The sequence below is a fragment of the Micromonospora sp. NPDC005299 genome, assembly GCF_042872345.1.
Taxonomy (GTDB): Bacteria; Actinomycetota; Actinomycetes; order Mycobacteriales; family Micromonosporaceae; genus Micromonospora.
This window is the reverse complement of sequence record NZ_JBIAKG010000010.1, coordinates 138,370-152,724: the sequence shown is the minus strand read 5'-3', so window position 1 is coordinate 152,724 and position 14,355 is coordinate 138,370. Positions and strand designations below refer to the sequence as shown.

The following is a 14,355-nucleotide window of genomic DNA, read 5'->3' as shown; positions in this document are numbered from 1 at the left end:
ACCGGTCACCTACCGCCCTACCCGCGATCGGCCGGTCCATGCCCGGTCAGCGCCGGATGCGCCAGCAGGTGCCCGAGCAGGTCCGCCAGGACCGCCATGCCGTCCCGGCTGAGCACCGACTCCGGGTGGAACTGCACCCCGGCGAAGCCCGGCCCGCGCAGCGCGTGCACCGCCCCGTCCGCCCGGTCCCGGGACAGCTCCACCGGCCCGTACGCGGTGGCGACCCGGTCGGCGCCGGCCCGGGCCGTGAAGCTGGAATAGAAGCCGACGCGGCGGGTCGCCCCGAACACCGGCACGTCCCGCGGCAGCCCCTGGTAGGGGGCGTCCCGGCGGTGCAGCGGCAGCCCCAGCAGCCCGGCGAGCAACTGGTGACCGAGGCAGACCGCCAGGGTCGGCCGGCCCGCCGCCAGCAGCTCGGCCAGCAGCGCCCGCATGCTCGCCATCTTCGGCGCGGCGAGGTCGTTCGGGTCGCCCGGGCCGGGACCCACCACCACGAGGTCGTACCCGTCGACCGGGCCGGCGTCGTGCCAGTCCCGCCGGGTCACCGCCAGGCCGAGCGCGCCGAGCTGGTGGGCGAGCATCCCGGTGAAGGTGTCCTCACCGTCCACGATCAACGCGCGGCGGCCGGCCAGGCCCGGCAACGCGGTCGCCCCCGGGACGCGCTGGTCGAGCCAGAACCGGGCCAGCGGGGTGTTCCGGGCGGCCAGCGCGGCGCGCACCTCCGGGTCGCCGGCGTACCGCAGCGCGGGCTCGGCGCCGCGGGCCGGGGCGTCCGGGCCGAGGCCGAGCGCGGCCAGCACCCCGGCTGCCTTGGCGTGGGTCTCGGCCACCTCGCCCTCAGCCGTGGAGTGCCGGACCAGGGTCGCCCCGACCGGCACCCGCAGCTCGCCGTCGGGGGAGAGCTCGGCGGTGCGGATCAGGATCGGCGCGTCGAGGGTCTGCCGGCCCTGCTCGTCCCGGCCGAGCAGGGCGAGCACCCCGGCGTAGTAACGCCGGCCGGTCCGCTCGTGCCGGGCGATCACCCGGCAGGCGTTCTCCATCGGGCTGCCGGTGACCGTGGGCGCGAACATGGTCTCCCGCAGCACCTCCCGGACGTCCAGTGAACCCCGCCCGGCCAGCAGGTACTCGGTGTGCGCGAGGTGCGCCATCTCCTTCAGGTACGGCCCGACGACCTGGCCGCCGTGCTCGGCGACGGTGGCCATCATCTTCAGCTCCTCGTCGAGCACCATGTACAGCTCCTCGACCTCCTTGGGGTCGTCGAGGAAGCGCAGCAGCGCCGCCCGGTCCGCCGCCGCGCCGGTGTGCCGGAAGGTGCCGCTGATCGGGTTCATCATGACCAGGCCGTCGTCCACGCTGACGTGCCGTTCCGGGCTCGCCCCGACCAGGGTCCGGGTGCCGGTGTGCACCACGAACGTCCAGTACGCGCCCCGCTCGCGCAGCAGCAGCCGGCGCAGCGCCGCCAGGGCGGCCACCAGCGGCGCGCCCTCGACGGTGGCCCGCAGGGTGCGGTGGATGACGAAGTTGGCGCCCTCGCCCCGGCCGATCTCGTCGCTCAGCACCCGGCCCACCGTGTCCGCGTACTCGGCGTCGGAGATGTCGAAGGCGGCGTCCCGGGTCACCACCGGCGCGTCGGGCAGGGCCGCCAGCACCTCGTCGAGCGGGAGCCGCCGGTGCTCGGAGACCAGCAGGCACTCCAGCGGCAGGCCGTCGTCCACGCAGGCGAAGCCGCGCTCGGCGATCTGCCGGTAGGGGACCAGGGCCAGCGTGCGCGGCCCGGCCGCGCCCTCGGGCAGCGGAAGGTCGGCGAGCCGGTCGGCCGTGCGTACCGGACCGGCGAACAGGTCGACGTGGTCGGCGCCCTCGCGGCGGACGAGCGCGAACGGGCCGGGGTCACGGCCGGCCGCGACGGCGGCGAGCGGGTCGTGCGGGCGGGTCATCGGGTCTCCTCGGTGGCCGGAGGCCGCCGGCGGGGCGACCCGGGGTGCCGGGGAGAAACCGGCGGCCGCCTCGTCGGGCGGCCGCGTGGGAAAGCTACGCGCGGGGGTGGGCCGCCGGGTCGGCGGGCCACCAGCAGGTCAGGTGCGCGGGCATGGCGATCACTGTACGCGACCGGGGACTGCCCGGGAACCCGATCGTCGCGCCGGCCCGGCCGATCTTGGCTTCGCCGCCGCTCCCGGCGGGTAGGTTGACCCGCGATGGACATTCTCGCTCTGGACCTGGGCACCTCCTCGGTGCGCGGCCTCGTGCTGGACGCGGACGCCGTGCCGCGCCCCGGCGCGCTGGCCCGCCGGAAGGTGCGCTTGGCGACCGGGGACGACGGCAGCGGCACCCTGGACGGCCCCCGCTATCTGGCCTGCCTCGCGGAGTGCCTGGACGAGTTGGCCGCCGGCGGGCACCTGCGCGACGTGGAGCTGGTCGCCACCTCGGCGCAGTGGCACTCGGTGCTGCCGCTGGGCGCCGACGGCGCGCCGCTCGGCCCGGTGCTCACCTGGATGGACACCCGGCCGGAGCCCCTCGCCGGCGCCACCGGCCCGGCCGATCCGGACGCCTTCCACCAGCGCACCGGCGCCTGGTGGCACCGCTGCTACTGGACCGTGCGGCTGCCCTGGGTGCGGGAGCACTGCGGCTCCCCGGTCGCCCGCTTCGGCGGGCTGGTCGAGTACGTCCTCGGCGTGCTGCTCGACGAGGCCCCGATGTCCGTGTCGATGGCCTCCGGCACCGGGTTGCTCGACCTGCACCGGCTGGAGTGGGACGCCGAGGCCTGCGAGCTGGCCGGCGTACGCCCCGAGGAGCTTCCCGCGCTGGCCCCGCAGCGGTGGCGCGGCCGGCTCCGCGTCGAGCACGCCCAGCGCTGGCCGCAGCTCGCCGACGCCCGCTGGGCCGCCCCGGTCGGCGACGGCGCGGCGTCCAACGTGGGCTCCGGCTGCGTCGACTCGTCGCGGGCCGCGGTCACCGTCGGCACCTCCGCCGCCGTACGCCTCGTCCAGGCCGTGCCGGCCGGGGCGCAGCTGCCGCCCCTGCCGGAGCAGCTCTGGCGCTACCGGGTCGACCACGAGCACGTGGTGACCGGGGCGGCGTACTCCAGCGGGGGGAACCTGTTCGCCTGGGCGGCCCGCGAGCTGCGGCTGCCGTCCGGCGCCGAGCTGGAGGCCGCACTGGCCCGGACCGGCGGGAACCTGAGCCTGCGGGCCAACCCGCGGTTGGGCGGGGACCGGCCGCCCGGCGTCGCCCCGGCTGGCTCCGGGGAGCTGCTTGGCCTGAGCTTCGGCACCACCGCGGTCGACATCCTCGCCGTCCTGATGACCGAGCTGTGCCGGCTGATCGCCGACGACCTGGCCCTCGTGGAGGCCGGGGTGGGCGAACCGGCCGAGGTGGTGCTCGGCGGCGGCGCGATGGCCGCCTCGGCCTGGTGGCGGGCGGCGTTCGTCGCCGCGCTGGCCCCGCGTACGGTGCGCCACCAGCACAACCCGGAGATCGGGGCGACCGGGGCCGCGCTGGTGGCGCTCGGCCGGATCGCGGAGGCGGCGCACGTGGGCGGCATCGGCCGGACGGACGACCGGGACGCGCCGAACACCGTAGCCGCCGGCCCACCGCGCTGACCTTCCTGCTCGTGCGGCCGGCGCAGCGTTTGACACCGCCCGCCGGCCTGGTTGGATGGACTTCCGCTCCCCGTCCCGGTGGAGCCGAGTGGGACCGAGGAGGAGAGTGTGGGCGCAGGTCCCGACCCGGCTCGCGGCGCGGCGTCGCAGCCGCGCCGGAGCCCGTCCGACGACCGGGTGGCGCCGCACCGGCGGCGGCGCTCGCGCTTCCGGTTGCGGGACTGGCGGATGGGCACGAAGCTCGCCACCGTGCTGGTGCTGCCCTCGGTGGCGTTCCTGGTGCTCGCCGGGGTGCAGACCCGGGGGCTGGTCGGGCAGACCACCGCGCTGAGCGACTTCGCCCAGCAGGTCGGCATCGGCCGGCAGATCAGCACCGCGGTGGACCGGCTCCAGCAGGAGCGGGACCGCTCCGCCGGGGAGCTGGCCGCGCTGCGCAAGGCCGGCGGCGGCGCCGACCGGGACGCCGCGGTCGCCGCGCTCAAGCCGCTCCAGGACGCCTCCGACCGGGCGATGACCGACCTGCGCGCCGCGGCCGAGCCCCTCGCCGACGCCGACGCCGCCTGGCGGGTGGCCTACTCCGAGGTGCTGGAGGCGTACGACCAGGTCGTCTACATCCGCGCCGCCGTGCCGCCGGCGGTGCTGTCCAGTGACACGGTGCTGAGCAACTACCACCGGGCCATCGCCGCCCTGCTCAACCTGCTGGCCGAGCCGTCGCCCGGCGACGACCAGCGGGCGCTGACCAACGCCGTGCTGCGGTACGTGCAGCTTTCCCGGGTGAAGGAGCTGTCCTCGCGGATCCGGGCCGAGCTCTACGCCGCCGCCCGGGCCGGCCGCTACGAGGTGGACGACCAGGTTTCCCTGACCGACCTGCGCGCCCAGCAGCTCACCGCGCTGGGGGCGTTCCGGGTCGCCGCGACCGCCGACCAGATCCGCCGCTACGACGAGACCTCGGTGGACCCGGCGTTCGTCTCGGCCGCCCGGCTGGAGGAGCAGACCCTGCCCAGCGGGGCCGCCGAGCCGGCGGTGCTGCCGGCGACGCAGTGGTGGGCGGCCAGCGAGCAGCGGCAGGAGCTGCTCCGCCAGCTGGAGGCCGGCGTCCTCGACGACGCCGTGCGCCAGGCCGACGACGCCAGCGCCCGGCAGCTGCGGGACACCCTGCTGGTGGTCGGCGGCATCGTCGGCGTGCTCCTCGTGGCCGTGCTGATCTCGCTGCTGGTCGGCCGGTCGGTGGCCCGCTCCATGCGGCAGCTGCGCGGTCAGGCGCTGCGGATCGCGCAGGTGGACCTGCCGCACACCCTGGACCGGCTGCGGGCGGTGGACCGGCCGGTGGCCGCGATCGACGTGCCGCCGGCCGTGGTCGACTCGCAGGACGAGATCGGCGAGCTGGCCGAGGCGTTCGTGGCGGTGCACCGCAGCGCCGTCGACGTCGCGGTCGAGCAGGCGATGATGCGGCGCAACGTCAACGCCATGTTCGTGAACCTGGCCCGGCGCAGCCAGGTGCTGGTCGAGCGGCAGCTCGAACTCCTCGACGAGCTGGAACGCGAGGAGAGCGACCCGGACCAGCTGGAGAACCTGTTCAAGCTCGACCACCTAGCCGCCCGGATGCGGCGTAACGACGAGAGCCTGCTGGTGCTCGCCGGCACCGAGTCCAGCCGGCGGTGGAACCGGCCGGTCGGCCTCGGCGCGGTGCTGCTCGCGGCCAGCGCCGAGATCGAGCAGTACCAGCGGGTGCGTCACGACTCCCGGTCCGACCTGCACGTCGTCGGGCACGCGGTGGGCGACCTGGTGCACCTCTTCGCCGAGCTGCTGGAGAACGCCACCGCATTCTCCCGGCCGGACACCGTGGTGCGGGTCGTCGCCGGGGCGGACGGCAGGGGTGCGTTCGTGGAGATCGTCGACCAGGGGCTCGGGATGAGCCCCGCCGCGCTGGCCGAGGCGAACGCGGTGCTGGCCGAGCCGCCGGCGGCCGACGTGGCCGCCTCCGAGCGGATGGGCCTGTTCGTGGTGAGCCACCTGGGCGCCCGGCACGGCGTGCAGGTGCGGCTGCGGGGCGGCCAGGACGGCCTGGTCGCCCGGGTCCGGATCCCGGCCGAGCTGCTGGCCGCGGCGCCCGCGCCCGGGTTGGACCAGCCGGCCGCGCCACGGATGCTGACCAGCCAGGTGGCCGCCGCGTCCCGCCTGGCACCCGGCCCCGCCGGGCTCGGCACGGCGACCGCCGAGCTGCCGGTGGCCGGTCGCCGCCCGCCGGCGCCACCGGCGGAGCTTCCGGTGTCGCCGTTGACGGGGCTTCCGCTCGGCGCGGCGTCGCCCGGCACGGAGGCGGCGCTGCCGCGCCGTCCGGCCGCGGCGCCCGGCGCGCCCGGGTCGGCCGTGCCGAGACCGCGCCCGGTGCCGGGACGTGCCGAGGACGTGCTCGCCCCGGCGGCCGGTTCGGCGGGCGGTGGCTGGTTCAGCCGCCAGGGCCCGACGGCCGCCGTGCTCGGTGTGACACCACCGCCCGCCGCGACGCCGGTCACCGGAGGCACCAACGAGCGAGGCCTGCCGGTACGCGTACCGATGGCCCAGCTCACCGCGGTCACCCAGCCCACGGCCCCGAACCGGTCCGCGCGTGACGAGCCGGACCCGGAGGCGGTCGGCGGCATGCTCTCGCGCTACTACAGCGGGGTGCGGCGGGCGGAGGCCGAGGAGACCACCGAGATGTACCTGCCGCGCGATGAAGGGGGAGTACGACAGTGACGACGTTGAGCCAGGAGGCACGGGACCTGAGCTGGCTGGTGAACGCGTTCGCGGAGCGGGTGCCGGGGGTGGCGCACGCGGTGGTGGTCTCCACCGACGGGCTGCTCGTGGCGATCTCCGCGCACCTGCCCCGCGACCACGCGGACAAGCTCGCGGCGGTGACCTCGGGCCTGATGAGCATCACCGCCGGCGCGGCCCAGATGTTCGACGGCGACGTCGTGAAGCAGACCGTGGTCGAGATGGGCCGGGGCTACTTCCTGGTCATGCAGATCCGGGACGGCTCGATCCTGGCCACGCTGGCCGGGGCCGACGCCGACATCGGCGTGGTCGGCTACGAGATGGCGCGGCTGGCCAAGCAGGCCGGCGAGATGCTCACCCCCGCGCTGCGGGCGGAACTCCAGCAGGCCCTGCCCCGCTGAGGGCGGGCAAGCCAGGCCCGGCCGGCGTCGCGCCGGCCGGGCCAGCCCGCCGGAGAGTCGAGTCGCAACTGGTCGACGCGGTGGTTGTAGATCGCCACGGCGCTGATCACATGGTCGATCTGGTCGGTGCGGCGATTGATGCACATGTGAATCATGGTCGTATGCTGCCGTCTACCGGCACGGTGCTGCGTACGCGGGTGGAGGTGACGGGAACGTTGACGGCAGAGACGCCCGGCGCCCGGCGCACGCGCGGCAAGTCGAAAGCGACGAACTGGCGCCGGGACAAGGACGCCCCGACCGCGGTGATCCGGCTCGAGGTGGACCTGACCGAGACCGGCCGCCCCGGCGCCGGGTGTTCGGCATTTTCGCCGCTGAGTTCCAATTGCGGCGGGCGTTGCAGCGGCAGGCCCGGGCACGGGTGGACGCGTACTGGGCCGCGCACCGGGTGCGCGCCGAGTGCGGCCCGGCCGAAGCGCGCCGCCGGTTCCGGCTGTCCCGGACCGCGTTCGAGCAGGCCGCGTACCAGCACCTCGAAGAGTCGGTGTGGCTGCGCCACCATTTGACCAAAGCCCTGGCGATGCACCTGGCCGACGAGGTCTGGGAGACGGTCGACCGGCACCTGTTCGCCGACACCACCGGCCACCGGCACGGCCGGCCGAGGGCCGGCACCTGGTGGGATTCGACCCGGATCCCCGGCCGGGCGCGTTCGCACACGAAGCCGCGCACGTGGGAGACGTTCCGGCTGGTCGGCTCCCTCGATGGGCACCGTACGGCGTTCCCGCCCCATGACCCGGAATCTGCGCTGTCGCAGCCGACCGTCCTGCCAGCACCGGAACGACCCGCCGGCTCCGCCGGCTGGTGGGCGTACGACGGGCCACTGGCGGTGATACTCACCGGGTGCGGTCAAAACCTGGTACTGCCGGTCCGGCTGCCGCAGGGTGCCGGACAGCAGAGCCGTCTGGACCACTTTCTCGGCCGACGCGACCAGTGGCACAAGATCGATCTGGTGCGAATCGAGGACCCGAAAGCGCCCGGCGGGTGGCGCGTCTACGCCCACTTGATGATCCTCGACCAGGGCTGGATCAGTCCGGCGGTCGCCACCCGGCGGGCGGCCGCACCGCGGGACCGGGTCGGTGGGGTGGACGGTAACGTGTCCAACCTGTCGGTCGTCTCCATGCCTGCCGACCCCGGAGTCCCTGGCGGCCTCGCCGCTGGCCACGTGACCGTCACCCCGAACCAGCGCGCCGCGGCGGAAAAGGCTACAGTCACCGCCCGCCGTCGACAGCGGGCCTTGGACCGGTCCCGCCGCAACAGCAACCCCCATCAGTACCTGCCGTCCGTACGGCAGCAGAGGCGCGCCGCCCGGCGCGCAGGCGCCGGCCTGCCGGCGAGGAGCGTCGACCTTCCCGGCGGCGCGCGTATAGCGGACGCGGCCGGTAGGCCGAAGCAGGCGTACCGCCGCGACACCCTTTCCACCACCTACCGGCGCACTCGCGGCCAGCACGCCGCCGACAGCCGCTCCGCGTCGCAGGCGAAACACGCCCGGGCCCGCGACACCGCTCGCAGCATCGTCGCCGTGCACGGCCCGCACCTAGTCGTCGAGCACACTGACATTCGCGCCTGGGCGCGGCTGTGGGGCCGCGGCATCGCCCTGTTCTCCCCGGGCATGCTTACCACCGCGCTTAAAGCCGAGTGCGCGGTGGCCGGTGGCCGGCTGCTACGGGCCGGAACCCGGCAGACGGCGCTGTCGCAGCAGTGCCCGTGTGGCCGCCGGGAGAAGAAGTCCCTCGGCCAGCGCACCCATACCTGCCCGGCCTGCCGGCTGGCCGGGGACAGGGACTTGGTCGCCGCGGCGATGGCCGCCTGCGTCCGCCTGACCCACCCCGACCAGCCGGCAACCGCCTACATCGATGAAGACTTCCGGGCCGCGCTGGCGGCACGGGTACAAGGGCAGCAAGAGGCCCTGGCCCGGTCAACCGTGACCACCCTGCCCCGACCCCACGGCCGTGGCACGGCAGGTGCGGCAGCCACCACCCTGGTGGCCTCTGCCGGACGAAAGACCCGACCACGGGACACCCCTGATGAGAACGAGCGTCTGGTACGCCGGGTGCCACGGCCACGCAGGACCACCCAACCCAAGCAGCCGCACCTGCCCTCGGGTGCAGCTGGGCCGGGCCGTGAGCCGCAACAGCCGTTGCGGCTCAACTCTTAGACCCCGTTGCGGCGGATCACATCGCGGTACCAGTGGGCGCTGCGCTTGAGCACCCGGCGCTGGGTCGGGTAGTCGACGTAGACCAGGCCCCAGCGCTGCTCGTACCCCTCGGCCCACTCGAAGTTGTCCAGCAGCGACCAGACGTGGTAGCTCTCCAGCGGCACCCCGTCCCGGATCGCCCGGTGGGCGGCCGCGAAGTGGTCGCGGAGGAAGTCGATCCGGGCGCTGTCGTCGACGGTGCCGTCCGCGGCGAGGGTGTCCGGGCAGGGCAGGCCGTTCTCGGTGATGGTGAGCGGCACCCGGCCGTAGTCGCGGGTGACCCGGGTCAGGATGTCGTACATCCCCTCGGGGTAGATCTGCTGCCACTCCGCCTCCGACGTCGGCCACCGGCGGACGGTGTCGCCCTGCCCGGTGACGTAGATCGGCGTGTAGTACTGGACCGCCAGCAGGTCGACCGGGCTGGAAATGATCGTCAGGTCGCCGTCGCGCACGCCGCGGACCATCCGGCTCTCCGCGCCGAGGTCGGCCAGCACGTCCTCCGGGTACGCGCCCTTGAATATCGAGTCCAGGTAGAGCCGGTTCTCGTAGCCGTCGTACAGCCGGGTCGCGGCGGCCGCCTCGGCGGTCTCGTCGGCGGGGTAGCAGGGGTGCAGGTTGAGCGCCGGGCCGATGCGCCCTCCGACGCCGGCGGCGCGCAGCGCGCGGACGGCGAGGCCGTGGGCGAGCTGGAGGTGGTGGGCGACCAGGTACGCCGCTGCAGGGTCCTGCCGGCCGGGCGCGTGGTGCCCCCAGAGGTAACCGTTCTGCACCACGGTCTTCGGCTCGTTGACGGTCAGCCAGGCCGGCACCCGGTCGCCGAGGGCGCGGAACACCGCGTCGGCGTAGTCGGCGAAGCGCTCGGCGGTGTCCCGGTTCTCCCAGCCGCCGCGGTCCTGGAGGGCCTGGGGGAGGTCCCAGTGGAACAGGGTGGCCATCGGGGCGATGCCCCGCTCGTGCAGCCCGTCCACCAGCCGCCGGTAGAAGTCGAGGCCGCGCTGGTTGGGCCGCCCGGACCCGTCGGCCTGGATCCGGGGCCAGGAGATGGAGAACCGGTAGCTGCGCAGCCCGAGGTCGCGCATCAGGTCGAGGTCCTGGGCGTAGCGGTGGTAGTGGTCGGCCGCGACGTCGCCGGTGTCGCCGTTGCGGGTGCGGCCCGGGGTGTGGCTGAAGGTGTCCCAGACGGACTCGCCCCGCCCGTCCTCCTTGGCCGCCCCCTCGATCTGGTACGCCGAGGTGGCCGCGCCCCAGCCGAAGCCGGGCGGGAAGCGCAGCGCCCCGTCGGGGTCCGCGTCGCCGTCGGGATCGGGCGTGCCGTCGCAGCCGGCGACGGCGGTCGCGGAGGCGACGGTGCCCGCGGCCGCGGCGCCGGCCAGCCCGGTCCGGGCCGCGCCGACGGCGGTCGCGGAGAGGGCGGCACGGCGGAGCAGGCGCCGTCTGGTGAGTAGCGACATGGGCGTTCTCCTCGGAGTGACTGGCCGCCCTCGGGGGCCGGGAGCGCTCCCAGCATAGGCCAGGCGCGGCCGGCCGCGTCCCGAGGGCGGACCGCGGCAGGGGCGCGGCCCGGCCGCCGGGCGGCCGGAGGCATGGGTGGGCGGGGTGTCGCTCGGGCGGCGCCGGCGAGCGGCGAACGGCGAACGGCGGGGCGGATCGCGAAGAAGGCCGTCCGGGCGGCGCGTCGCGCCTGTCCCGTCGGCCTCTTTTCCCGTCGACAACGGGGGTTTAGTGTGGGGACGGGGGAGGGCAACCCCCGTCCCCACCTGTGATGCACACACGCACGAGTGGAATTGGCGTCCGGTCGTGCGTGTCGCGCGGGAGCCGGGCCACGCGAGTGGCTCTGGTTCCACCTCCCTCCATGTCGGTGGGTGATGGCTGACGGCGGCGTCCGGGCTGGCCCGCCGTCAGCCGCTGGGGCTGGCGCGCCGGGCACTCAGAGTCCCCGGCAATCTTTTACTTGCATCTCCGTCGATGGAAGCGCTCCCATCGACGATGCTTGCGACTGTAACGCCCGTCACGGCTTTGTGAAAGCCCCAAAACGAGATCGAAACATCGATGCGGGTGTCTGCCCTGGCCGTTGTGGTGGGAGCGCTTCCATGGCACACTCTCCACCACCACGCGGAGCCAGCTCGCGCGAGTGCGGGCCGCCGAGGGCACCCGGTAACACCGGTGCGGCGCCCCGAAATCCCCCGGCACGGCCGGGTCGACCACCTTTCCGGCGCCTCCGTCCCCCCGCGTACGCCACGTCGACGCGTGGAGGCGCCCCGCCGGGGCCCCGCGTCCCGGCCCGGTCCGAGGAGACACCGCGCACATGAGACTCATGGCCAGACGTCGCCGGACGGCGATGGTCGCCGCCACCGCCCTCGCCATCGGCGGGGTGGCCCTGCCGGCGGGCGCCGCGCAGGCCGCCCCGGCCTGCGACGTGACCTATGTGACCAGTGACTGGAACAACGGCTTCACCGCCAACGTCACCATCAAGAACCTGGGCGACGCCCTCAACGGCTGGTCCCTGAAGTTCGCCTTCCCCACCAGCGGCCAGAAGCTCACGCAGGGCTGGTCGGCCAGATGGAGCCAGTCCGGCAGCGAGGTGACCGCGACCAACGAGTCGTGGAACGGCAGCCTGCCCACCGGCGCCTCCACCACCATCGGCTTCAACGGCGCGCACACCGGCAGCAACCCGAAGCCCAGCGCCTTCACCCTCAACGGGGTCGCCTGCAACGGCGCGCCCACCAACCAGTCGCCGACGGTCTCGCTCGGCCTGCCGACCGGCCCGTTCGAGGCGCCAGCCGACGTGCCGCTCACCGCCACCGCCGCCGACCCGGACGGCACGATCGCCAAGGTCGAGTTCTACCGCAACGGCCTGCTCGTCAACACCGACACCACCGGGCCGTACGGGTACACGCTGGAGGACCTGCCCGCCGGCAGCTACACCGTGCAGGCCAAGGCGTACGACAACGCGAACGCGACCGCCGTCGCCGAGAAGTCCTTCACGGTCAACCCCGCCACCGGCCCGGTGCTGGTGGCCACCCCGTCGGCCGTGAGCGTCACCGAGGGCGGCACCTCCCCGGTGAAGTTCACCCTCAGCGCCGCACCGACCGCCAACGTCCCGGTGACCCTCGCCGTCACCGGTGACAGCGAGGTGACCGTGTCCCCCTCGACGCTGACCCTGACCCCGAGCAACTGGAACACCGGGGTCACCGCCACGGTCGCGGCCGCGGAGGACACCGACACCGCCGGCGGCACCGCCACGATCACCGCCTCGGCCATCGGCTTCGCGCCCGTCGCGGTGACCGCCACCGAGGTCGACAACGACACCCCCGGCGGGGACAACGCGTACCTCAAGAAGTTCCTCGACCAGTACGGCAAGATCAAGAACTCGGGCTACTTCAGCCCCGAGGGTGTGCCGTACCACTCCGTCGAGACGCTCATCGTCGAGGCGCCCGACCACGGCCACGAAACCACCTCGGAGGCGTTCAGCTTCTGGCTCTGGCTGGAGGCCCAGTACGGCCGGGTCACCCAGAACTGGGCCCCGTTCAACAACGCCTGGACGGTGATGGAGAAGTACATCATCCCGGCACACGCCGACCAGCCCACCGCCGGCGCCCCGGGCACCCCCCAGTACGCCGCCGAGCACAACCTGCCCAGCCAGTACCCGTCGGCGCTCGAGCCGAACGTCCCGGTCGGCCAGGACCCGCTCCGCTCCGAACTCCAGTCCACCTACGGCACCGGCGACATCTACGGCATGCACTGGCTGCTGGACGTCGACAACACCTACGGCTACGGCCACTGCGGCGACGGCACCAGCCGCCCGGCCTACATCAACACCTTCCAGCGCGGCACGCAGGAGTCGGTCTGGGAGACCGTGCCGCAGCCGTCCTGCGACACCTTCAAGCACGGCGGCCAGTACGGCTACCTCGACTTGTTCGTCAAGGAGTCGGCCGCCCCGGCCAAACAGTGGAAGTACACCAACGCCCCGGACGCCGACGCCCGCGCCGTGCAGGCCGCGTACTGGGCGCTGACCTGGGCCAAGGCGCAGGGTCGGGAAGCCGACGTCGCGGCCACCGTGGCGAAGGCCGCCAAGATGGGTGACTACCTGCGCTACGCGCTGTTCGACAAGTACTTCAAGAAGATCGGCAACTGCGTCGGCGCGTCCACCTGCCCAGCCGGCAGCGGCCGCGACTCGGCGCACTACCTGCTCTCCTGGTACTACGCCTGGGGCGGCGCGTACGACACGTCGCAGAACTGGTCGTGGCGGATCGGCTCCAGCCACAACCACTTCGGCTACCAGAACCCGCTCGCGGCCTGGGCGCTGACCAACGTGCCGGAGCTCAAGCCCAAGTCGTCGACCGCGACCGCGGACTGGCAGAAGAGCTTCGACCGGCAGCTGGAGTTCTACACCTGGCTGCAGTCCGCCGAGGGCGGTATCGCCGGCGGCGCCACCAACTGCTGGGACGGCAGCTACGCCCAGCCGCCGGCCGGCACCGCCACCTTCTACGGCATGTACTACGACGTCGACCCGGTCTACAACGACCCGCCGTCCAACCAGTGGTTCGGCATGCAGGCCTGGTCGATGCAGCGGATCGCCGAGCTGTACCTGCAGACCGGCAACGCCAAGGCCAAGGCGCTGCTCGACAAGTGGGTGCCGTGGGCCATCGCCAACACCACGCTGGGCACCAACTGGTCGATCCCGTCGGACATGAAGTGGACCGGCCAGCCCGCCAACTGGAACCCGGCGAGCCCACAGCCGAACACCAACCTGCACGTCGAGGTCACGGTGAAGGGCCAGGACGTCGGCGTCGCCGCCGCCTACGCCCGGACCCTCATCGCGTACGCCGCCAAGTCCGGCAACGCCGCGGCCAAGACCACCGCCAAGGGGCTGCTGGACGCGCTGTCGGCCGCCGCCGACAGCAAGGGCGTCTCGATGCCGGAGAAGCGCGGCGACTACAAGCGTTTCGACGACGTCTACAACGCGGCCGACGGCCAGGGCCTCTACGTGCCGGCCGGCTGGACCGGGAAGATGCCCAACGGCGACGCCATCGCCGCCGGCAAGAGCTTCCTGGACATCCGCTCGTTCTACAAGAACGACCCGGACTGGCCGAAGGTGCAGGCGTACCTCAACGGTGGCGCCGAGCCGGTCTTCAACTACCACCGGTTCTGGGCCCAGGCCGACGTCGCCATGGCGTACGCCGACTACGGCACCTACTTCCCGGCGGGGTGAGGTGACCACTCCGTCGCGGGGGGGGCCCGCCCCCCCCCCCCCGGGGCCCCCCCCCCCCCCCGGGGCGGACCACCGTTGGCCAGTATATGGGGCGGTGTGGGGCAGGATAGTGGCGGATTGTGGGTTTGTGGAGCTTTA

The 14,355-nt window shown here is 74.0% G+C and carries 7 protein-coding genes; 5 read left to right on the top strand and 2 right to left on the bottom strand.

The genetic code is table 11. The annotated features are described in order from the left end of the window. Nucleotides 1-17 precede the first annotated feature (17 nt). Nucleotides 18-1,937: a chorismate-binding protein gene (locus tag ACFYPD_RS25880; protein ID WP_387118516.1), complete on the bottom strand. Its 1,920-nt coding sequence runs from the start codon at nucleotides 1,935-1,937 to the stop codon at nucleotides 18-20. A 258-nt stretch (nucleotides 1,938-2,195) separates the two neighbouring features. On the opposite strand from ACFYPD_RS25880, the gene ACFYPD_RS25875 reads away from it, so the two are divergent. The 4 genes from ACFYPD_RS25875 (at nucleotide 2,196) to ACFYPD_RS25860 (ending at nucleotide 8,966) form a co-directional block, all read left to right on the top strand. Further along, nucleotides 2,196-3,599 (top strand): FGGY family carbohydrate kinase, encoded by a 1,404-nt coding sequence (locus ACFYPD_RS25875; RefSeq protein ID WP_387118513.1) that lies wholly within the window; start codon nucleotides 2,196-2,198, stop codon nucleotides 3,597-3,599. Nucleotides 3,600-3,707: 108 nt separating this feature from the next. Next, nucleotides 3,708-6,335, top strand: a complete 2,628-nt coding sequence (locus tag ACFYPD_RS25870) for a nitrate- and nitrite sensing domain-containing protein (RefSeq protein ID WP_387118510.1) — start codon at nucleotides 3,708-3,710, stop codon at nucleotides 6,333-6,335. A 5-nt stretch (nucleotides 6,336-6,340) separates the two neighbouring features. Beyond that, nucleotides 6,341-6,754, top strand: coding sequence for a roadblock/LC7 domain-containing protein (locus tag ACFYPD_RS25865; protein ID WP_204342026.1), 414 nt, complete (start codon nucleotides 6,341-6,343; stop codon nucleotides 6,752-6,754). A 352-nt stretch (nucleotides 6,755-7,106) separates the two neighbouring features. Continuing rightward, on the top strand, nucleotides 7,107-8,966 hold the full coding sequence (locus tag ACFYPD_RS25860) for a zinc ribbon domain-containing protein (protein WP_387118507.1): 1,860 nt from the start codon (nucleotides 7,107-7,109) through the stop codon (nucleotides 8,964-8,966). On the opposite strand, the gene ACFYPD_RS25855 is transcribed toward ACFYPD_RS25860, so the two are convergent. After that, nucleotides 8,963-10,456 carry a GH1 family beta-glucosidase gene (locus tag ACFYPD_RS25855; RefSeq protein ID WP_387118504.1) on the bottom strand — a complete coding sequence of 498 codons (1,494 nt, stop codon included), beginning with the start codon at nucleotides 10,454-10,456 and terminating at the stop codon, nucleotides 8,963-8,965. The genes ACFYPD_RS25860 and ACFYPD_RS25855 overlap by 4 nt on opposite strands. A gap of 863 nt (nucleotides 10,457-11,319) precedes the next feature. Between ACFYPD_RS25855 and ACFYPD_RS25850 the strand changes: the two genes are divergently transcribed. Beyond that, nucleotides 11,320-14,217, top strand: a complete 2,898-nt coding sequence (locus ACFYPD_RS25850; RefSeq protein ID WP_387118768.1) for a glycoside hydrolase family 48 protein — start codon at nucleotides 11,320-11,322, stop codon at nucleotides 14,215-14,217. The last annotated feature ends 138 nt before the right edge of the window (nucleotides 14,218-14,355 follow it).